14 protein-coding genes are annotated in these 22,619 nt (G+C 45.7%); 8 read left to right on the top strand and 6 right to left on the bottom strand.

Annotation, left to right across the window (positions count from 1 at the left end; all coding sequences use genetic code 11):
- Positions 1–1,071: 1,071 nt before the first annotated feature.
- Positions 1,072–1,491, bottom strand: coding sequence for a response regulator (locus tag I0P70_RS12560; RefSeq protein WP_196118336.1), 420 nt, complete (start codon positions 1,489–1,491; stop codon positions 1,072–1,074).
- 746 nt (positions 1,492–2,237) lie between these two features.
- On the opposite strand from I0P70_RS12560, the gene I0P70_RS12555 reads away from it, so the two are divergent.
- Together I0P70_RS12555 and I0P70_RS12550 are read left to right on the top strand one after the other, a co-directional pair.
- Positions 2,238–2,777, top strand: coding sequence for a histidine phosphatase family protein (locus tag I0P70_RS12555; protein WP_196118334.1), 540 nt, complete (start codon positions 2,238–2,240; stop codon positions 2,775–2,777).
- 188 nt (positions 2,778–2,965) lie between these two features.
- Positions 2,966–4,969, top strand: a complete 2,004-nt coding sequence (locus tag I0P70_RS12550; protein WP_196118332.1) for an amidohydrolase family protein — start codon at positions 2,966–2,968, stop codon at positions 4,967–4,969.
- Between the two features lie 681 nt (positions 4,970–5,650).
- Here I0P70_RS12550 and I0P70_RS12545 read toward each other — a convergent pair.
- From I0P70_RS12545 to I0P70_RS12525, 5 genes are all read right to left on the bottom strand, one after another.
- Positions 5,651–8,080 carry an outer membrane beta-barrel family protein gene (locus I0P70_RS12545; protein WP_230392166.1) on the bottom strand — a complete coding sequence of 810 codons (2,430 nt, stop codon included), beginning with the start codon at positions 8,078–8,080 and terminating at the stop codon, positions 5,651–5,653.
- A gap of 313 nt (positions 8,081–8,393) precedes the next feature.
- The gene (locus tag I0P70_RS12540) at positions 8,394–9,272 is read right to left on the bottom strand and encodes a hypothetical protein (protein ID WP_196118321.1); all 879 of its coding nucleotides are present in this window, start codon (positions 9,270–9,272) and stop codon (positions 8,394–8,396) included.
- A 337-nt stretch (positions 9,273–9,609) separates the two neighbouring features.
- Positions 9,610–10,422 carry an AraC family transcriptional regulator gene (locus I0P70_RS12535; RefSeq protein ID WP_196118319.1) on the bottom strand — a complete coding sequence of 271 codons (813 nt, stop codon included), beginning with the start codon at positions 10,420–10,422 and terminating at the stop codon, positions 9,610–9,612.
- Between the two features lie 631 nt (positions 10,423–11,053).
- Entirely contained in the window at positions 11,054–12,469 is a 1,416-nt protein-coding gene (locus I0P70_RS12530) for a RagB/SusD family nutrient uptake outer membrane protein (protein WP_196118317.1), read from the bottom strand.
- Positions 12,470–12,483: 14 nt separating this feature from the next.
- Positions 12,484–15,597 (bottom strand): TonB-dependent receptor, encoded by a 3,114-nt coding sequence (locus I0P70_RS12525; RefSeq protein WP_196118315.1) that lies wholly within the window; start codon positions 15,595–15,597, stop codon positions 12,484–12,486.
- A gap of 837 nt (positions 15,598–16,434) precedes the next feature.
- On the opposite strand from I0P70_RS12525, the gene I0P70_RS12520 reads away from it, so the two are divergent.
- From I0P70_RS12520 to I0P70_RS12495, 6 genes are all read left to right on the top strand, one after another.
- Positions 16,435–17,376, top strand: a complete 942-nt coding sequence (locus I0P70_RS12520) for an AraC family transcriptional regulator (RefSeq protein WP_196118313.1) — start codon at positions 16,435–16,437, stop codon at positions 17,374–17,376.
- Between the two features lie 187 nt (positions 17,377–17,563).
- Positions 17,564–17,740: a hypothetical protein gene (locus I0P70_RS12515; protein ID WP_196118311.1), complete on the top strand. Its 177-nt coding sequence runs from the start codon at positions 17,564–17,566 to the stop codon at positions 17,738–17,740.
- Positions 17,741–17,801: 61 nt separating this feature from the next.
- Positions 17,802–18,965 carry a serine hydrolase gene (locus tag I0P70_RS12510; RefSeq protein ID WP_196118309.1) on the top strand — a complete coding sequence of 388 codons (1,164 nt, stop codon included), beginning with the start codon at positions 17,802–17,804 and terminating at the stop codon, positions 18,963–18,965.
- Between the two features lie 127 nt (positions 18,966–19,092).
- Positions 19,093–20,409, top strand: coding sequence for a hypothetical protein (locus I0P70_RS12505; protein WP_230392165.1), 1,317 nt, complete (start codon positions 19,093–19,095; stop codon positions 20,407–20,409).
- 94 nt (positions 20,410–20,503) lie between these two features.
- Positions 20,504–21,880, top strand: coding sequence for a PDZ domain-containing protein (locus I0P70_RS12500; protein ID WP_196118307.1), 1,377 nt, complete (start codon positions 20,504–20,506; stop codon positions 21,878–21,880).
- Between the two features lie 167 nt (positions 21,881–22,047).
- The gene (locus I0P70_RS12495) at positions 22,048–22,503 is read left to right on the top strand and encodes a DUF4440 domain-containing protein (RefSeq protein ID WP_196118304.1); all 456 of its coding nucleotides are present in this window, start codon (positions 22,048–22,050) and stop codon (positions 22,501–22,503) included.
- The last annotated feature ends 116 nt before the right edge of the window (positions 22,504–22,619 follow it).

Raw genomic sequence — 22,619 nt, 5'->3', positions numbered from 1 at the left:
GCAATTTTGATTTTGATAACCTCGGCAAACTATTGGCAGATCAATGTTAACAGGGCTTCTTCTATGAAAATACAGGAATATGATCTATCGCATACAATGGGGAATATGCATGGCCACAAAGGACTTGTAACGAGTTTGTGCGCCTGGTGATTACCTACTTCAAGACCTCTACTGCGACAGTGAATTGTTAAAAAAGAGGTAAAGAAGGTTTCCTGCGCGGGGGTTGTGATCCCGGGTTTTGACACTGAAATTAATGCCTGTATAAGGCGAGTGTTCTAATGCACATCCAGAGCCTTACAGCGTAAGTTGAGGTACCAGCCCCTAACAGCTTGGGGCATTCCTTCCCGTCGTATTTGATGAATGGCAGGTCATGCTGTGTCAGAAAGGAGAAGGCTTAGGAGGTTTTACGTGAACCCTGGCCCGACAAGTTAAATTTATCAGATTATGTCTACATCAAGCTGCGGGCCTGCCTCCAGACTTTCTTAGTTAGCCCAGTACCCAAGCTACTCCGTCCACCCATTTGCCATCCTATTACCGCTTCTGCCGCCTTTAAGGGCTTATTTCCAGAATTCATTGTTAAATCTGCACTTATTGGTACCCCAGCCCCTTCCACCACACCACTAACCAAGTTTTCGTTTTAACCTCTCAGTACATTTCTAAGCTCTGTTTCAATTAGCTTTATTTTTCTTGACAGTCGCTTCTTAATTGGAACTCACAGTTCGCTTTGCACCATTTTGCTAAATGCCAGTGATGTCGGCAGGCAGAACTTTCTTCTTCAGTTTATCGAAGGCTTACGAGCAGATTGGCTGCCTGCTCAAGCTTATCCGGATGGGCAATACCTGCTTTGTGAATCTGTCCCTTGATTTCCTTTTGCGCCTTTGCATGGAGCAATGCCTGGGATCTGTAGAAGAGGGGAGAAATAGAAGAGCAAAATACCGTCGCAGCGAGACTGAAAAAAAGCTGTTACTTCTAAACCTTTAGAATTATTTCAATTTAGATATACCAGTCAAGACGAAATACTTCTCTTTAAAGAACCTTCCACTTTGCTGGTAGCTTAAGTGATAGGCAACATCAAAGCGTCTCCTCCACTAATAAACTTATGTCTTCTTCAGTTAAGAATTTAGTAAAAAATCCCTGTACTGGATATTCTCCACAAACAACAACACTATTTTCCAGGCTAAGGGAACCAGTAAGAAAATAAATAGAGGGTAGATGAATTATATTTTTAGCTCTAAGCTTTGAAATCGTTCTTAAAAATTCAAACCCGTTTATAGCTGTCATGCTCATATCTGAAAAAACAAGAACTCCATCCCTCGGATGCTCAGCATTAAGTCTTTTATGACAATTCGAGTAAATCCAGTTAAGCCCTTCTTGTTCGCTGGTGGCTACATCTATTACATTGCAAATTCCAGACTTGTTAATAACACATTTGTTTAGATAGGTGCTCACCGGGTCATCATCAAGCAATAAAACTTTGTTTACCTTTTTCATAGTCAGGCTTATCGCAGCAGCATACAAATTTCAAAATAGTATCTTTTACAAATGGCTTGCATTGGCTCAGCTCTTCTAGTATGGATACCGGCATTTTAATACCTCTTGGAGTTAAACGTCCGCTGTCTTCCTTTCTCTTGCGCAGCCGATAGCAGATCCCTCCATAAAAAAATAAACACAGATCTAACCCACTTCATCATACCCTATAACCATGTAAATCCAAGCATTGTACAAGTAGTAAGCGGAAGTTCAAACAGACGTTTACTAACAATGCAAAGGAGGCACAGTCTGGCCTAATATTCATTGTAATTTCCTGACATTTAAACAAATATCAGGAAACCAACACCTTACAATTCAACTATACAGCAGGTCCGGATAAATACAAGGAGCCTTCCGGCTAAAAAAGCGACACAGAAACACCTGAAATGATTTACTACAACCGATTTGCCATCCTGTAATCCTAATTGCTCCGGTTGTTGCCTGTATTTGATGGGGTAGGTAAACAGGCTAAAGCGCCTGTTTACAATGACTTATAGTTAACCAAACCAGAAGCAAAGCTTTTGATGAAGACAAATAAAATAGGCAGGATTTTACAACTCAGGCACTTTATACTAAGTTGAAAATACGATATCTTTAGCCATCCTGCTAGCAGCGACTGGGGCCGAAAACTGCTTTCAGTGGTATCTCCTTAACCGTTTAAACACGATCCATGTGCCGAAGTAATTCATTTCACTATTATAATAACCATGAAAAAGCTGTTCCAAATTCCTCTGCTATTTCTTGTATTCTGCCTTGTTAACTTCAAAACCCTCGCCCAGAATACCATCATCTACGTAGTTCGTCATGCAGAAAAAGAGACGACCAATCCTGCTGATCGCGATCCGGGGCTAAGCTTAGTGGGCAAACAGCGGGCGGAGGCTCTAGGCAAGGCGTTGAAAAAAGAGAAGGTTGCTGCTGTGTTCAGCACAGCATTTCAGCGCACGCAGCAGACTGCAGCACCTGTATCACAGAAATTTAATTTAACGACTACCAGTTACGACCCGAGAAAACCTGCTCAACTGGCAGAAACTATAAAGAAAGAATACAGCGGTAAAACTGTGCTTATTGTTGGTCATTCTAACACGGTAACTGGTGTTGTGGAAGCATTAGGAGGTATAAGCCCTGTAGAGCAGATTTCTGAAAGCGAGTATGACTACCTCTTCAGAGTAATGATCAAAGAGAATGGAGAAGTCGAGACAAACGTAAAGAGGTATGGCAAAAGTGCAGGCCTCAGTAGTGAACGCTAGAAACGCTCCGTCCCCTTTTTCATGGAGCCAGTTGCAGCTAAATCAGTAAAGATCACCTCCATTTTCCTGGTTGCTGCTACCTGTCCTTGCCACATTGTTTAGCAGCTTCAGCATATAACCCATAGCACCTCCCCTCCTTCGCTTGACTTCATCACATGCTAAGGAGGCGTAATTAACTCCTTTATTCAATGGAAGAAAGACTATCAATTGCTTATAGACCAAAGCTGCTTTTGCTTTTCGTGATGTGGATATTCTCTGGCCAGGTAATGTCAACACCGATGCAGGGGGATACGGTTTCAGAGGGAGCGTTTATCCTTCACAAGTTCCAGCAACCCGTCGGTAAAGAAACTTACACCCTGATTCAAATGCAGGACGCATTACACCTGCATAGCAACTTTCGTTTTAACGACAGAGGCTCAGATGTTCCACTCCGGGCACGACTTGTACTTGATAAAACCGGCGCTCCAGTCATGTTCCGGGTACAGGGTAAAACCTCCAGATCATCCAGTATTGACACGGAGGTACAGGTACTAAAAAACCATGCGACCATTCGGGTTAATGACACAAAGAAAGAGGTAAAAGTTAACAGTCCTTACTTTACAATCAGTGGCTATGCCCCTGTCTCTATGCAGATGGCATTACTCCAGTATTGGAAACAACAAAATAAACCTGCCTCTCTGCAAGTACTGCCCACCGGCACCGTTGAAATCAAGCTGGATGGCCTCGATACTGTCATGGTTAACAGCAGAAGGCAAACCTTAGAGCGCTACCTCATTAAAGGGTTGGTGTGGGGGAATGAAGTGCTGTGGACTGATCAGTATGGAAATCTGGTAGCAGTCATTACAAACGATGCTGAAGGAGACAAATTTGAAGCAGTTCAGGAAACATACCTCAACCATCTTCCATTCCTTCTGGAAAAAGCGGCCCACCATAGCATGCAGGAAATGAAACAAGGCAATCCTGCACCTCATCCGCTAATGGCATTGAAAGGTGCCAATATCGTGGATGTAGTAAAAGGTAAAAAGCTCTTAAACCAGACCATTCTCATCAAAGATGGTACTATCTGGAAAATTGGGGCTACCGGCAAGGTTTCCATTCCTGCGGAAGCATACGTGATTGATATAGCCGGCAAAACGGTTCTACCCGGGCTTTGGGATATGCATGCTCACTTTCAGCAGGTAGAATGGGGGCCGGCTTATCTTGCTGCCGGAGTAACAACTATCCGCGATTGCGGAAACGAATTTGGCTTTATCACCTCAGTTCAGCACGCCATAGATCAAAACCAGGGTATTGGTCCCAAAATACTTAAAGCCGGGGTAATTGATGGTCAGGGGCCGCAGGCTTTAGGAATTATTCAGGCCAAAACGGCAGAGGAAGCTCAGCGTGCCGTAAGAATGTACAAAAAGAGCGGCTTTGAACAGATTAAGGTCTATAGCTCCCTAAAACCAGAAATATTAAAAGCTGTTTCTGAAGAGGCACATAAGCATGGTTTGTCTGTTACAGGGCATGTCCCGGATGGATTAACTGTACATGAGGCTATCGCGCTGGGCCTTGAACAGATCAATCACTACCATTTTCTGCTCCAGTCTATGCTCTCAGAACCAAAACAGGAGAGAGTAGATTTGAATGATCCGGCAGCACGTAAAACCCTACAGCTCCTAAAGGACAAGAACGTTGTTGTGGATCCTACTCTGGCAATCTATGAATGGATAACCCGCCCTTTGAGCCAGCCTCTGGATGCATTTGAGCCCGGAATTAATCATGTCCCCGAAGACTTTAAAGCTATTTTCAGGAACACAGGACTGCCTGATGAGCAAGCTCAACAAAGCAGAGCTCTCCTGGAAAATGGCAAAAGAATCGTTCTGGCGATGCATCAGATGGGGATTCCCATAGTAGCTGGCACTGACATGCTGGTTCCCGGCTATTCCCTCTTCCGTGAACTGGAGTTATACAACGAAGCAGGTCTGAGCCCACTCGACGCCATTAGAACTGCCACCATCGTACCAGCCAGCGTCATGAAAATGGAGAAGGTATCCGGATCCATTACGGAAGGCAAAATAGCGGACATTATTATACTTGATGCAGACCCGCTTGAATCAATTCGGAACATCAGAAAAGTTCATACGGTCATCAAAAGGGGCACAATTTATGAACCGGCAGAACTAAGAAAAATCATTGAATTCAAAGAATAGACAAACAGAGGAGTTTCTTTCAAAGGGTATATTTCTTCAAGTTACAACCTGCTCCATGCTCTCAGCAATAGAATTTACAATGTGGGCAGGGAGTCCTTTCCTTAGTTCATCTAAGCGTTAATAGCAGATTGCCTGCTTACACTTTTCAAGATGGTCAATAATTATTTGCGAATCAGTCCCATAATTCCATTTACGCTTTTCCATGGAGCGCTGCTGGAAATCTTTAGAAGAGGAAAGCAACTGAAAATAAAAATAACGCCGTAGTGAGGCTGAAAAAGCACTATTAACTATTCACTATTAACTATTCATTTTCAACTCTAATTCACAAGTTACGATGCACTTTGGGAATCGGAATTTCAGCTGATCCACTACGACGTTATTTTTACTAAATATATGGTTAAGCCCAGGCTTTCTACCTGTGCCTGAGCGATTTGGTATTACAAAGAAAGCCAGTTTAGCGATCAGAACTGTTGTACTTTCCTGTCTCTTTCTACGCTCACAGATATTTCATTTTAAGGGTTCTTTTACCCCGAAACAGACAGGATCCGGCTTAATGCATTTCCTCATACCAAACCCTCATTCTTAAGCTATTCATGCCTAAAAAATTACTGGTACGGATGGAGCCGCTTGCCTTAATCCGTCCCATCCGTACCAGTAGTTTTTCACTGGGCAGCCATGCTGCTACTGCCCGCCAGCCCGGTTAAGCTCGTCCAGCCTGACATTGCGGCTCTTAGATTTAAAGTTTTCACCACGCTGGAAGTTGTAGCGCAGGTTAAGCTTTATACTTCTAACCATAAAGTAGTTTACAAAAGAGAACACATTGCCGTTATAGCTCGCATCACCATGGATCTCCCTGGTTCGGAAGATGTCTGTGGCACCCAGCGTTACGTCCAGTCTGTCTTCCATAAATGATTTCTTGAGGCCGGCATCCAGCCACCACTGCCACTTAAAGCGATAAATGCCAAAGGTTGAAGGAGAGCTATAGGCAGCGGTAGCCTGCAGCTGCATACCCCATGGAAGCAATACATTGTGATTAGACTGTGCCGTAAAGACAAGCTGGTTGTTTTCCAGCTCTCTGTCTTGCAGGAAGATTGTGTTCTTCTGATAACCTGCCACCCAGTTGTTACTGATATCCCAGCCTGGTGTCACTCTGATCGGAAACACAAGGGTTGCGCTGATATTTTCGGCCTTGTCGATGTTCCGCTCGCGGTATACAGTGGTGTTGGTCTCTGAATTTTGCTCTGGGACCTCTGCAAAGGAATCTTTTGTAAGGGCATAGCCCAACATCAGACTATATGTGTTCTGTAACGTTTGCGTGACCTGGAATGAATTGGTATACTGTGGCCTCAGATCCGGATTTCCCTCAGCCCAGCTATAGGGGTCCTGGTACAGAATGAATGGATTCAGCGAGCGGTAATTAGGCCGGTCTACTCTTCGGCTGTAATTATAGGTCAGTTGGTATTGGTCTGACACCTTATGTGTCAGGAAGAAGCTAGGGAACAAATCAAAGTACTTCTTCGAAACCTGTCCTTTATTCTCATTTTCTCCTAAAGGCTTGCCATTACCCAAGGTTTGCTCGCCTCGGAGCCCCGCCTGCAGACTCAACTTTTCACCTATACGGGTGCTCATGTTAATGTAGCCCGCAAAGATCTTTTCACTATAGCGGTAATGATTGCTCCGCTCTTTGTCCAGTTCCTCTTTTTCAGGAGTTACCAGGTAAAAGTCTAGTGCGTTCCCCGAAATAACATAACTGGCCTTTGCTCCCAACTCTAATTTAGCTCCTCCAAATACTTTCTTCGTAAAATCTGCATTGGCAGAATAAATATCATAATAACCGGGATTATCTGATCTTAAAACTTCCGCCGACTCGATGTTGCTCCCTACTTTAGTATAGTTGTTCTCATAGCGGGCATCATTTTGATTATTTAACTGAATGTAATCGACATTGAGAGCCAGGCTGGTGCCTACTGTATCAAGAACGCCATGGTAGTGCAGGTTAAAAGCAGTGCTGTTGTTTTCAATAGCATTAAAGTTGCCGGCCTTGATGCGTACATGCTCCCCTTTTTGTTCGTCATTCAGATGGGTATCAGAATAAAAAGCCCGATCCATGTTGTTTTGGCTGAGGTTAACCATAGCTCCCAGGCTATGCCGGGCGTTCAGTTCATAGTCTGTGCCCAGGCGCAGCGATGGCGTCTTCATGATTACACTTTCATCGCGCAACTGGTGAAAACGCGCATTTGCCCCTTCTCCATGAAATTCTCTGATCATGACCCCTTCACGAAGACGTGGCCGTTCAGCCATATCAGCGTTCACATAAGAGTTCCAGTTACCTTTTTTATAGTTAAGGTTAGCCCCCACCGAATACCCGGTTGCATTGTTGTATTGGTAACCTCCGTATAGACTGCCATTCATACCCAAGGCGCTATTTTGCTTCAGCTGTATATTAATAATTCCAGCGCTTCCTGCAGCCTCATACCTTGCAGAGGGGTTCGTGATCACTTCTATGTTTTTCACATGCTCAGCTGAGACACCCTCCAGCATACTCTGCAGCTCTTTACCTGACAAGTAAGCAGGTCTGCCATTTATCATTATCCGTACGCCAGCTTTACCGTTGAGCTGGATATTCCCTTCCTGATCTACCCAAACTCCCGGAGACTTCTCCAGTACTTCATAGGCGGTGCTACCAGAAGCGAGCGCTGTTCCTTCCACACTCACTACCATTTTATCTGCCTCTATGGTGATTTTAGGCCGAAGCGCCTTTACCGTTACCTCTCCCAGTAAATTCACATTCTCCTGCAATACCAACGTACCGAAGTCCCTTCGAAAACTTTTAGAATTGACCTGGAATGGAGCTACATACTGAGTGACAAAACCAATCGCGCTTATCCTGAGCATGTACAAGCCTTCAGCAGGTGAAGGAATAGAAAAGCGTCCTTCGACATCGGTAATCGCACCCGTTACGCCAGAGGAGTCCCTTGCCTGTAATACGGCTACGTTAGCAAAGCCAAGGGCATTTCCTGTATCATCTTTTAGCTGGCCGCTTAATTGAGCCAAAACATTGCTGACAAAGAGAAGCAGCATTCCAGCTGCCAGTACCACAGTTTTCATCATATGGGTAATTGTAATTATGGAAGATTTGCCCTGATCAGTTATCTGAGACAATACTGGCGCCTAGCATAAGCTGCCTAATACAGCGCACCTGTTCCTTCTCCGATTCTACAGATGATAAAATAAGTGCATTATTGACTAGGATTGCTTGTACAATCCTGCCTTTTCACCTGAAAGGAAAATTCTGATAAGTCGGAAAAGCAGCGTGCCGCATCCTCCCTTGTGCCTCCTGTTCATAGGACTGTCGGAAGCGGAAAAGACCAAAAGCATGTAAGGCAGGCTGTACGTGAAGGTTCTCGCCTGCTATTGACCTAATTCATCTAAACTCACGGTGCATAAACTGAAACCCATTCGCCTTTAACAGCCTCTTTAAACTGGCTTCATCCATAGCTGTCTGGGGTCTATAGTGCCAGTGCGCACCGCTTTGCGAAAGGCCTGTCAGTACTTGTACCTGCTTTATCCCTGTAAAAATAATGGAGCGGCACAGCGCTTCTAGAAAGGAGGGACACTGTGCTGTGATCTTTAGCGTCTTGTGCTCGTCAAGTGTCAGGCGTAGGTGCTTTGTCGTAGCCTGGAGCGATACTTTAACAAAGCCATTTTCAAGTATATCGGATGTATACTTTTTTATAAACTCTAAAATGGACCCTTTATCTTTCAAGGCAGCACTTATCCAATGCTCAATTTTTCCGGCTGCATGCTGATAGCTCCTGATGGCGAGCTGTATTTCATCCATTGCTTCCATCTGCTCACTCAGAAGAAAAAACGCCTTCTTCAGATGTCGTTCTCCAAGCACCAGACTTAAAGTATAAAGCCCGTCTGCATCAGGGCCACAGGCAGTAAAATGCCCCTCTTCAGTACCCAATGCCAGCACGCCATCAGCGGCACACTTAATAATACCGGTTGGATAAATAAAACCCGGTTCCCTGATCGCAGTAAAGTAGGTATTCAGGCCCCTCCCAATAAAGACATCGCAGGCCAGTTGCTCTGTTGCTTCAGGCGCATGAAGGATGCCGGAGCGGCTTATAGGGAAAGCTTCTACTACATGACATGCACTTATACCAACAACACCGGCATATTTACTGGCTTTGAACAGGGCATTGCCCAAGTGATCGCCAAACACATAGAAGTCGCCCAATGCCCCTACACTCTCTCCTAGTTTCCCTTCCAGTAACAAATACCAAAGCTCTCGTTCCATGATGTGATCGGTTCTAGTATGGAGCTAAGGTAAGGAGAGCAGGAACTAAGGCAATTGTAGAATACTGCTAATTTGTCGGGAGCAGGCACAGCACGAGGAAACAGCCGGGCAGGTAATTTCACATAGCGTCCGGCAATGGAGCGTACTGGTCTTTCGGGGTGCACACCTTGTCTAGACATAGCAGGTGTATTATAGTGGTCTTCCACTGCACAGCAGCCTCATCTGCACGAAAGCAGAGAGGGAGAAGATATTTCAAGCTGCTCATTTCTTTTAAATCTAGATCAGAGTCCGCTAGCTTCAAAGCATCAGTACAACAATAAATTTATTTCCTGGGGACTTAAAGTATGGCTTTCGACGGAGACACGCCCATGACTTTTTTAAAACTCTTGCTGAATGCACTAAGATCCGTAAAATTCAAAAGCGTAGCGATTTCAACCCAACTCTGCCCTTGTTTTTTGAGCTCAATACTTTTATCAATCCTTTTTTTAAACAGATAGTTATAGGGACTGTCGCCGAAGCATTGTCGAAAGAGCCTGTAGAACCGGAACTCTGACATGCAGCACGCTTCGGCAACCTCTTTCATGCTCAGTTCCGTAAAGAGGCTGTCATCTAAAACTTCTTTGCCCACAAGCAGGCGGCGAAACACTTCCTTACGGGTTGACGACTTCGCAGTCTGCAACCTGTAGTAAGAATCAACAACCCCTTTGTTTTCCTCAATGACCAAGGAAGTCAACTCATAAATCAGCTCTATGGCTGATACCTGTAGAGTTTGTGAAGCAGATGAAGTAATAAGGTTTGTCAAAAGGCGCTGCAGGTGGTTAGAAGCTTCAGCCTCCCGTATAAACAGATCCGGTGTCAGTAAATAGCGACTGATGTGATGATGGCTGTCCAAGTCATTGGGATGAAGCCACTGCTGCAGCACATCATTAACCAGTTGGGCATCAATATCCACACAGACACTCCAGGTTGCCTTGTTTTTAATCGTTACGTCCAGCGATGGCACCGAGTCATTTACAAGAAAATACCTGCCCTGCGATACACTGTAACGCTTCCCCTGAAGCCAATAGTCTTCCTGTCCCTCAGCGGCAAATTTGATTCCCAGTCCCCGGGGCCGTACCTGGTCTTCGAAGGAAGTGAAAAAAGAACTCATGATTCTGTTCTCACTCGTTCTCGGTTTTAAGACATGGTAATTTTTATGATTGACATGCACAATGTCACAGCTACTATTGTACGTTTTGCTTTCGGGTATTAATACGCTTCTATCCAACATTTCCACTGAACACATTAATTTAACGCTTAAATATAAGATAGAGAAAAATTAAAAATTAGCCAATAACTCCTTAAAAATAAAATAAGCAGGAAATTACAAGTGAATTGATCGGATTATACTTTTTCTTTGAAAAGGAGATACTATGGTCTGGCGTGAAATCAGTCGACGATGCACATGTATCCGCTGCCCCCACCCCAGAGTTTAAAGCTATCCCCATCAGCATCCGGTAGCAATTTTAGTCGTAGCGGATCCTTAAGTGGCTGTTTGTTTAAGGTGAGATGTAAACTAACACGTCCTCCGCTACGGCTAAATTGTTATCATTGGAGCCTGGGCATATACAATCCCCTATTGACACAGCTTACGTTGACTCAGATAAGATGCCAAGACTTTCAATAGCTGATAAAAAAAGCGATGCAGGAACAAACCTGCATCGCTTTTTTTTTTAATCTGAAGAGTTGGTTCAAGCTATCTCATTATTCAATCTTTTGACCTTCACCTGAAACCCAGCCTTCTAGTAACCAGGGTTCTGCTGCAGCTTAGGATTAGCTTGGATATCTATCTGAGGGATAGGAAGAATCGTTTTATCTGACCCGTACGGCTGCAACTTGTTGTTTCCATTAGCCGGAATATCCTTTTTGTTTCTTAGCAAATCAAACATACCGTGACCCTCAAATGCTAACTCTCTCCTTCTCTCTAACAGAATCGTTTCCAACAGGTCTTGGCTGGAGGCAAAATCTGAAATTTGATAGGTAGTGCCGTTAGCGCGTGCGCTTACCGTATTTAACAAAGTCACAGCCTCCGGCTCTACGCTGTTAGACCCTTTAACCAGCGCCTCTGCTTTACTCAGCAGTACCTCCGGATACCGGATAACCGGGACCCAACTAAAGTTTCCGACGTACTTGGTTGTGTACACCTTTCCCACAGCTAGCTTCGTGAGTGTTGTTATACGGAGGTCTGTACTGTTCTCAGAAAACAAGCTTAAATATGGATTGACTGATACGTCCTTCCGATGATCAGCACCATAATGCTGCCCCAACGAACTGTTCGTATTAGGGTTGTCGTTGACATTATGCGCCACAGAGAAAATGGATTCCCATGTAGTGTAATCTGTAAATGCGGTGGCTGGAGCAACATTTAATCTGTACCCCATGCCAGCTACCTTGTCTGCCTGCGCAATGGCTTTAGCATAATCCCGCTTATACAAATACAAGCGCATCAGCAAAGCCTCCGCAGCCCCTTTAGTGGCACGTGCGACTTCCCCGAAAGCTACTCCCTTTCTGGAGGGCAAATGCTGAACGCCAAACTTTAAATCTTCTTCTATCTGGGCATATACCTGCGCTACAGTGCTCCTGGCTAATTGCGCCTCAGGTGAAAAAGCGTTTGTCGCATCAAATGCTTTTAAGGAAATCGGAATACCAAGATGTGAACCGTCGGCAGTGAAGCTGAAAGGTTGCGCAAATAAATTAACCAGGTACCAGTGGTTTAAAGCGCGTATAAACCTGGCCTCTGCTTCATACTGCATGGCCAATGCTGCTGTAGGAACTTTAGAACGGTTTTCCTCAAGCCCCTGTAAGAATAGGTTTGCGGTGTAGATAGCTCTGTAGCCACCAGTCCATGCCGCTGTTACGGTAGCATCGTTAGACAAAGGACTGAATAATCCGATACCACCAAAATAAGTGGCGGGGTCTGTATCTGCACCCCGTATATCCGCATACACTAAAACCCGGCCACCCAGGAAGTTCACATTCTGGTTATCGTCATATATGCCAATTACAGCTTTCTCGATTCTCTGTGGCGATGAGAAGACAGACTCCGGTGAAAGGTTTTCAATTGGCTCTTTTTCCAGCACATCACAGGCAACAGACATAAAAAGCAGTGTTCCCAGTAAAAAAGAAGATGCTATATTCCTTCTAATAATTTTTCTCATGATTTAAATAAAGCTTAAAATCCAACATTTACCCCTACTGTAAAGCTGCGAGCCTGCGGCACAGACCTGTTATCAAAGCCGTAGGCAATACTCACGTCTCTGTTTGTATTTACCTCCGGATCAGCTCCTTTGTATTTAGTCAGAACAAACAGGTTTTGGGCCTGTGCATACAGACGGATGCTGCTCAGTCCGACTTTCTGAGTAGTAGCGGAAGGCACATTGTAGCCTAGACTTAGCTGACGCAGCCGCAGGAAATCACCGTCCTCAAGCCAACGGGTAGAGATGCGGTTAGACTGTGGGTCCTGCAGGTATAGCCTCGGCACATCAGTCACATCGCCAGGTTTCTGCCACCTGTCCTTTATCTCTACAAGGTTGTTGTTCAGGTAGCCTGTCATCAGGCCTGCACGTGTTTGGTTAAGGATTTTATTTCCTCCGCTGTACTGGAAGAACACGCCCAGGTCAAACTGCTTATAGGTAAAGGTATTATCGAAGCCCCCAAACCACTTAGGATAAGGGTTTCCTGCATATACAGCGTCACTACCTGTGATAGGAGAGGTTTCGGTGCCATCAAGGAGATAGTACTTGTCTGTTGCAGGGTTGTATTGCTTCACCACGTCATCTTTTGTTAAGAACATGGCAAAACCATTGTCAGGATTCACACCAGCCCAACGAACAAGCTTGAACTCGCCTATACCGTGTCCAACTGCGGCTTCACTGTGGCCCGAACTATGGACGACCGGTACATCATTGAATAGGCTGGTCACCTCGTTTTTGATAGCGGTGAAGTTGACACTGGAAGACCATGTAAACCCATTCTTCTCCAGGTTCACAGTGTTTAGGGCCAGCTCAATGCCTTTGTTGTACATAGAGCCGATGTTTGTACTGACAGACGCATTGGGAATACCTGTTGTCCGGAGTACAGGGGCATTTAAAACTAGGTCGCTGATATCGGTGTAAAAGTAATCGAAGGTCAAACCGATCCGGTTATTTAGCACAGACAGATCAAAGCCTATATCCAGCTTGTTGGATGTTTCCCATTTCAGATTTTTATTACCGACCTGCACAGGGCTGAAACCGTTCTGCTCCACGTACAAACCACCACCATACAGTGTTCTTGAGGCAAAGTCGGCAATGTTGGAATTACCAACGATGCCATAGCTGGCCCGAAGCTTCAGGTCATCCAGGAATGTGAACTGCTTCATGAAGCTTTCCTGAGAGATTCTCCAGCCAATGGAGCCCGCAGGGAAATAACCCCGCTTGTTATTGATGCCAAAGCCGGAGAAAGCATCTGCGCGCAGTGCTAGTTCTGCGTAGTATTTGTTTCCATAGTCATAGGACAGGCGGCCAAAATAGGAATCAAACCCATTATGTGTTTTGCCCCCATCCGAACCAGGCTGATAGGCAAATGACCCTGTGATGATATCTCTAAAGAAAGGGTCCGCAAAATCGCCCGCATACGCCCCTATATCAAATTGTTCTACTTCCTGATACTCGATACCGGCAGTTGCCGACACATTATGCTGGTTTCCAATCAATACATTATAAGTAGCATAGTTAGACCAGTTCCACTGGTTCCTGCGCAGGTTGTTGGTCTGAACCAAGCCATTATAACTCCAGCCTAAGCCATAGATGCTTGGATCACTGTATTGATTTTCGAAATTATCAATGTAATCAATGCCATACTTAGAGGTTATCTTCAGGTCTTTGATAGGCTGAATCTCTACATAGGCATTTCCGAAGATCCGTTGAGACGTGTTATCATTTTGCTGGAGTTTTAAAGTACCGAGCGGGTGATAGAACCTGTTAAGGAAATACTGGGCATTCTTGTTGGCACCATCTCCCAGATACCCTCCATCATTCAGGTAATAGGACCCATCCCTATTATAAACAGGCAGATTTGGCGCGGCATTGTAACCAGCCACTGTTACACCTGCCAGGTAGCTATTGGAAAGTACGCCGTTGTTCAGTGTTTTGCTGTAGCTTGTGCTAATACCGGCCCTTAACCATTCTTTTGGCGTTATATCCAGATTAAGTCTTGCAGAACCTCTTCTCAAACGGTTGGACACGACTACGCCATGCTGATCTGTATAGGATACGGACCCGTAGTAAGAGGTTTTCTCACTGCCCCCCGACATGGAGAGCTGATGATTCTGTATATTTCCCCGTTGAAATACCTGGTCTAACCAATCAGTTCTGTCAGGTCGGCCATCTTCATCAAGATCCACATTGCCGGCAATAACACTTCTTGGGTCTTCCGGCCCAAAGCGGTTTGCTGCTTTTTCATTCTGAATGGTTATGAAGTCATCCCCGTCAAGGAGATTAGGTCTGTTCGCCACCTCACTGAAGCCAGAATAGAAGTCGTAACTTACTTTAGCTGTACCCGCTTTGCCTCTTTTGGTAGTGACCATCACGACCCCGTTTGCAGCTCTTGATCCATAAAGTGCAGCTGCTGCAGCATCCTTCAATACCTCTATCGATTCAATATCATTGGGATTTAGGTCGGCCAGTGGGTTGTACCGTGTACCATTTCCTCCATTGAAAGAATTCAGGTTACTCACCTGTGCCATCGGAATACCATCGATCACATACAGCGGCTGCGCGCTGTTGGAAATAGAGCCAACCCCACGAATACGTACGGTTACCCCGTCAGCAACAATCCCGGACGTATTTGTGATCTGCACACCTGCAGCACGACCGGAAAGAGCCTGATCGAAACTTTGAACCGGCTGGTTCTCAATCTTCGCAGCTGAAATACTGGTGATGGAACCTGTCACGTCTTTCACATCCTGAACGCCGTAGCCTACCACTACCACCTCCGCTAGCTGCTGCTGGTCAGCAGACAGGGCTACGTCGACAGTGTTACCGCTTCCTATGCTACGTTCGATAGTCGTGTAGCCCAGATAGCGGAATATCAGGGTAGTCCCATCAGTTGGAACACTTAGCGTGTAAGAGCCATCATGCCCTGTGAAGGTACCCGATGTTGTTCCCTTCACTGCAACGCCAACGCCCGGCAGTGGCTGTCCAGTGCCGGCATCGGTCACTTTTCCTGAAATAGGTCGTCCCTGTGCCCATGCTTCACTACAAAGCATAAGCAAGAGCGCCAAGCTCATAAATAGAGTTTTTCTCATAAAGGTTAGATTTAATAAAAATAATTAAGAAGTATAAAAAGTGCGTATAATGCTTATTGAATAGCGCCAAAGCTAGTTCCTACCCCTGCTGCAATACCACACAAGTCCTATTAACAGCAGGAAGAGGTAAAATCATAGCATAGAAAAAACACCCCTTGGCGAGGTTAAAAGACTAGCGTAAACAACACCAATCAATCATTTACTTTTCTCCCTGTCTGCACACAGGTTTCACCACACTGCAACTACACATTAGGAAAAGTACAACAATCCACTCCCTCTGCAGCTAACACCCTGGTTTGCTCATCTGATGTTTTATTCTTGCAAAGAAAGCTATCCTGTTAGCAGACGAGTTGTATTATCCTGTCTATTAGAAAATGAGTCACAAAATCCCAAAGGCTTTCGTACTGCCGAAATTGATTGTGATTGTGCCTGCCTCCCGGGTATCGAAGCCAAGCAGCAAAGAACGAGCGGTCCTGAATCTTGGCGGTTATAGAGACAAATCAATTTATTGTCTATAAATAATGCGGGTACATATAATAAATTTTGAAAAAACTGGAAATAAGACAACATTCACCTGAAAATACCTTTGGCAGGCGCTGTCCTAACAAGGAAACTCACACCGCATCAAGGAGTGAGAAATGTCTGCCTTCATTGATTCGGTCATGTGCTTATTTTGGAGCACGTCATCGGGATACTTCCTGTACATCTCTCGGAACTCAGGACATTGCATGCAAGAGCTGGGGGAAGAAAGAGCGGATCCTTTAAATTAAAGCTTCCTTTGGCGGTTCGCCAAATCTGGTAGACGAGCCTTCTGATGCATACTTATACTATAGAGTAATGGTCAATAAAATGGAATTGGGATCATCAGGAAAGCATGCTATAACCTATAGTGGCCAGTGTGAGATATTGCATGTGCATGACAACAACTGCGATATCCTGGAGCACATCAGGAGCGAGAACTGCATCATGAGCACGCTCTCTTCCTCATTAGAAGCAGAGTTACGCCCTAAAGGCCTTGCCTTAAAGTTTACCACGGATGGCTTGGAAACTTATTGGTTTCAGAACAGGCCGTTTAAAATCTCTACCGGGAAATACTTGTTGGTAAATGACTCTGTGCCAGTCATGGATGTTGTTATTAAAAATGTTTCTACGCTGGGTGTTTGTGTGGATATTGACACGCAGCTCGTAAACGACCTGTTATACCAGTTATTTTCCCCCAATGATTTAGAGAGTTATAACAACATAAACAGATACCTTCTATCACCAGAGCTATTTGTAAGAGAAGCTGTAGCGGGCAAACCCCTCAAAACCCTTTTAAATCAGTTTGCTGCTATCTCTGTTTCAGAAAACTATACAAGACCTGCCTTAGAGCTAATTTACGATCTCATCACAGTACTCGTGCAGGAAAACCTAAGCTTTGTCACCTCCTATTATAAGCTGCAGGCAACAAAGCTGTCTACACGAAAAGAACTGTACAGACGCGTACTGCTCGGCAAAGAAGCTTTGGACAACAGTATCTTCTCAGAGATGACCATAACGGAGGCTGCAGACATCAGCTGCCTTTCGGAATTCAGATTTTACAGGCTATTTAAACAATGCTTCGGTGTTAGCCCCTACCATTACCTGCTCAATAGAAGAATCGAAAGCAGTATCGAGTTGAAGAAACAGGGGCTCACATGGAACGAGATTGCGCACACACTTAACTTTACAGATTTGGCAGCATTCAGCAATTGCTTCAAAAAGATAAATGGAGTGCCCCCATCTAAATTTTCACTTTGATCACCCATGTATGCAAAAGGGCAGGATAATACAAGTTACCTTATTCGCAGAGTGGTAATTTTGATAAACCTGGAAAGAGGACTGCGTGTAATAGCTACTCCCCAAGCCGGTTTAAGCCGGGTATAGTAGCGCAGGTTATATTTATATAACAGCAGGCTGCATGCAGTAGACACCTAAACTAAGAATTATGAGAAGCGCGTTTCTTCTTATTATGCTGACCTCCATGACAGAGCAGCAGGCGGTTGCCGCCCGCAATTTAGCCCGCATAACGGATCAAACGATAGCCATTACCTTCAGCTCCGCCCTCATTACACCAGGAGACAAACCACCGGTGCAGGTTACTGACGGGTCTCCGGACCAATAGGACTTCCAGACACACTACTTGAAAAACAAATAACATTTTAAAATCAGATTCATCCTGTTTCATGAAAAGCATAATCTACAGTACACTTATTATTCTTTTGTGCTGCTTTACAGCCGCTGCACAAAATCCAACACAGCTAAAGGCGATCAAGGCTCAGATGCAGGCAAAGCTGGATTCGCTCCAAAGAGCAAACGGCTTCCCAGGCGCTACCTTCGCGGCAGTGCTTCCGAACGGGCATAAAATTACCATCGCCACCGGCATGGCAGACTCTGCCAGGGGCATTCCGATGCGCCCCGATAACCGGATGCTTTCGGGCAGCAACGGGAAAACACTATTTGCGGCCTCGGCTATGGTGCTTGCAGAGCAGGGTCTCTACAGCCTGGATGATAAGATCGAAAAATACATCGGGCAGGAACCCTGGTTCAGCAGAATTCCAAACGCGAAAAGCATTACCATGCGCATGCTGCTGAACCACACATCCGGCCTAGAGGAGTATTATCAGTTGGGGGACTTTATGCAGAAGCTGAAAGAGAACCCTGCCCGTAGCTGGGCTCCATCCGAGACCTTTGCCTATATCTTTGATCGGAAGCCATTGTTTGAAGCCGGCAAAGGCTGGGGCTATGCCGATACAAATTATATTCTCTTCGGCTATATACTGGAAAGGATCAGCGGGAAGAAGATGTATGAGCTGGCTAAAAAGCTCGTCATTGAACCTTACCACCTGAACGACACGGAGCCCTCGGTTAAGCGTAAGTATGCCCGCTTTGCAGTGGGCTACTCAAAAGCAAACGGGCCTTTTCCTTTTGAAGGCGCCATGATTAGAAACGGAGAGCTGGTATTTAACCCGCAGTTCGAGTGGATGGGAGGCGGCTTTGTATCCAGCGCCTCCGACCTGGCCACCTGGGCAAAAGCCATGTATCACTTTAAAGCAATTCCTGCAGCTAAACGGGAAGAAATGCGCCAGGGTGTACCGGCCTATACTGGCAAGAACCACCTCTATGGCTTGGGTATACAGATCAGGCCGGGAGGCTTCGCAGGAAACGGCTACGGACACAGCGGCTGGTTCCCTGGCTATATCTCGGACGGCCAGTACTTCCCCGACCTGGACGTGGCCATGGGCATCCAGTTCAACACGGACAATGGCCAGCTCCTGAAAAGATCCACACACGATTACATGCTGGACATGGCCAGGATTATTTCCGCTGTGACTAACGTGCCTAATTGATAGCGGGCGCTTCTACCAGTTTTAGCCATGTACAGGTAGCCGCTTCTGCAATGAACAGCGGCTACCTGCTTTTAACGCAGGCGGGCAACACACCGCCATAGACCCTATCATTTTTAGATATAAGAGTATGAAAAAAAATTACCTTCAGCACCTGCTCACTATAGCATCTTTTGCTTCTGCTATTGCCTGTACATCTGTTGCACAGGAAGAGGCACCGCAAATGGACGATCTGGCCGAGCGATATGTCAGCACAGTGTTGAAGATTGGGCAATACGACAGTGATGTTGTAGATGCCTACTATGGCCCGGAAGAGTGGAAACCGACGGGTGTGACAACAGATACCTTTCCAGGTGATGCCTTTATCGGGGACTTACGCCAGGTGCTTCAGGGGCTTGCTGCGCAGGACACAGTAGGTTTGTCTGCACTGGAAAAAAGAAGAATTGCCATGCTCCAGAAGCAGGTACAGGCAACCATAACTAAGGTAAGGATGATGCAGGGTGAAAAACTTCCCTTCGATGAAGAGGCACAACTCCTCTACGATGTAAAGCCTCCGCACCATAGCCTTGCTCACTTCGACTCGCTCCTAAGTACCCTGGATGGTATTCTTCCCGGAGAAGGCAGCCTGGCAGACAGGTGGTTTGCCTATCGTAACCGCTTCGTAATACCAAAAGAAAAACTTGACACAGTTTTTCAGGCTGCCATCGCAGAAGCCCGAAGAAGAACGAAAGCGCATTATACCCTTCCTGATAAGGAGAGCTTCCAGGTAGCGTATGTAACTAACAAACCCTGGTCAGGCTATAATTACTTCAAAGGCAACAGCTACAGCCTTATCCAAATTAACACAGACTTTCCTATCAATATTGAGCGTGCCATCGATCTGGCCTGCCATGAAGGCTATCCGGGGCACCATGTGTTCAATGTCCTGCTGGAGCAAGAGTTAGTAAAGAAACGAGGCTGGAAAGAGTACGCCATCTATCCCTTGTTCAGCCCGCAGTCGCTTATTGCTGAGGGCAGTGCCAATTATGGGATAGAGGTTGCCTTCCCGGCACGGGAGCGCATGCAGTTTGAGAAAGAGGTATTGTTCCCGTTAGCTGGCCTTAACCCTGCCGAGGCAGAGCGTTATTATGCCATACTTGCCCAGATAAACCGCTTAAACTTCGCAGGCAATGAAGCGGCGCGCTTATACCTAAATGGTAAAATAAGCCGTGAAGCGGCAGCAGAGCTACTGGTAAAGTATAGCTTCACTGAAATGGACAAAGCTTTGCAGCGCACCCGGTTCTTTGACAGGTATAGAAGCTACGTCATTAACTACAACCTGGGGCAGGAACTGGTCCGAAAGCATGTGGAGGTAAAAAGCAGAGATGAAAAAACTTCTGCAAAATCCTGGGAAGTATTTTACGAATTACTGTCGAATCCCTACAGCGCTTCCATGCTCCAGCAATAACACATATGTGGGAACAATGTAAATCCGAAAAAAACAGAAGCAGTGCTGAAATTGACTGGCTGACTATCAAACTCCAATACCCTATAATCAGAAAATGAAATTAATTTATTCCTCTATCCTCCTGTTTTGTATATGGTTCACCCCTGCGGCCAAGGCACAGGAGCTGAAGCGCAGGGCTTTTCTGGGACTCCATACCTCTCCCCTTCCTGATTCCCTGGCCAGGGCCCACAATTTAGAAAACGGGCTGCTCGTGGCAGCTGTTGCGCCTGGTTCTACTGCCAGTGCTTTGGGTATCGGTAAAAACGATATTCTGCTCTCGGTAAACAAAAAGCACTTAAGTAAACCAGACGACATAGCAGCACTGAATAAAACACTTTACCCGCATCAGGTAGTAACTGCGCAGCTTCTTCGCGGAGGAAAGAAAAAGAGTCTCAAGGGCAAAGCAGTAGGAAGAACAGCGGAGGCGCCTGCCAATGCAAACATCGTCTACAGCCAGGTGCCTTTCAGAGGTGGGCACTTACGCACCATTACCTACAAACCTAAAAATGGGACTAAAAGTCCCGCTATTCTCTTCATCCCTGGCTTTCCCTGCCGTTCTATAGAAGACTACACCAACACTGCCTACGGTCAGCTTATAAAAGGCTGGAGTGAACTTGGCTACCTGGTTATGCTGGTAGAGAAACCGGGCCTGGGCGATAACGAGCTTACCCAAGACTGCATGCAGATCGACCTTTATACCGAAATAGAAGCTTTTGAGCAAGGGCTACTGGAACTGAAGCGCCTTCCGGAAGTTGACCAGGAGAACATCTTCCTCTTTGGCCACTCCATGGGCGGCATTGTTGCACCTGTGATTAGTCAGAAACATCGCCTGAAAGGTGTTATGGTTTACGGCAGCCCTTACCGCCCTTGGTTTGAGTTTGCAGCCGATATGTTCCGGTTTCAAAAACCACTAACAGGTACTGACTATGTGGAAAGCGAAGAAACAATGCGACAGCTGCACCACGTGCTTTATCGCTACTTTGTTCTGGGGCAACACCCAAGTACTATTGCCGCTGCCGACCCTGCCTATAAAAAGATTCTACAAGAGGAGTTTCAGTACAATGGCGGCGATGAGTTCTGGTCGCGCGACTACCGCTATTGGCAGCAGATTGATGAAATCAACCTCACCAAGGCATGGGCCGAAACGGAGGAATACGTGCTTTCTATCTGGGGCGAATACGACTTCCAGGTAGTGAATGCAGAAGACCATAAGCGTATCGCCGAAATAGTAAATCACTACCACCCCGGAAATGCTACTTTCCTGACCATGCCCAAAACTAATCATTCCTTTGTTATAGTGCCTGGTATGGCGGAGGGCGTGGCGCAAATGAACAAACGCGATCCGGAGTACAACAGAACCCACTTCAACACCAAACTTATTCAAGATACAGACACCTGGATGAAGAAAGTGATGCATGGTACTCCAGAATAAGAGCTCCTGCCGCAACCTAGTTTTTCAGACAGAGACGCACCGGAAAACCTTAGCTTATGCCCCTTATCCAACAGAAACAGCTCTGAAGTTGCAAGAAACAGAACCACTGCACCTTCAGACAGCAAGAATCGAATATTGTTATAAACCCAAGCCCCCAAAATAAAACTATGAATAAAAATACTGCCTGTTTATCGCTTTGCCTATACTTCTGTTTTGTGGCCGCAGCCTTTGGCACGGGAGCAAATCCTAAGGTAGAGCAGGAACTTAACGTCTTCATTAAAAACTACGTGGATGCAACCAATACCCACGATTTTGCTAATGTGCAACCACTATTAATGCCTGATGCCATCTATTGGTTTAATAAAGAAGCAAGTGAGGGCATGGCGGCCGTTAAGGTTAATTTTGAGCGAACATGGAGTTACCTGCCTGACGAGGTTTACGGGATTGAAAATATTAAATGGCTTTCGGTCGAGAAGGGTAGCGCCACGTGTATTTACGAGTACACTTACCAGGGCACACATGCTGGAAAACCTGTGAGTGGCAGAGGACGCGGAACAAGTGTGCTGGTAAAGCAGGATGGCAAATGGCGCATTGCACATGAACACCTTTCTATACCGCACTAACCAAAGGCAGCATACAACTTTACTACTGCTGACTTCACCCGGTTGCGTATGCGTGATCACTTCAAGAGGGGAAAATTAACTTTCATGCCCCTTATCTGGGAGATAAATAGCTCCTG

It is taken from the genome of Pontibacter sp. FD36, from assembly GCF_015686655.1.
In the GTDB taxonomy this organism is placed as follows: domain Bacteria; phylum Bacteroidota; class Bacteroidia; order Cytophagales; family Hymenobacteraceae; genus Pontibacter.
The sequence above is the reverse complement of the archived record's forward strand: the minus strand, read 5'-3'. Positions and strand labels throughout refer to the sequence as shown.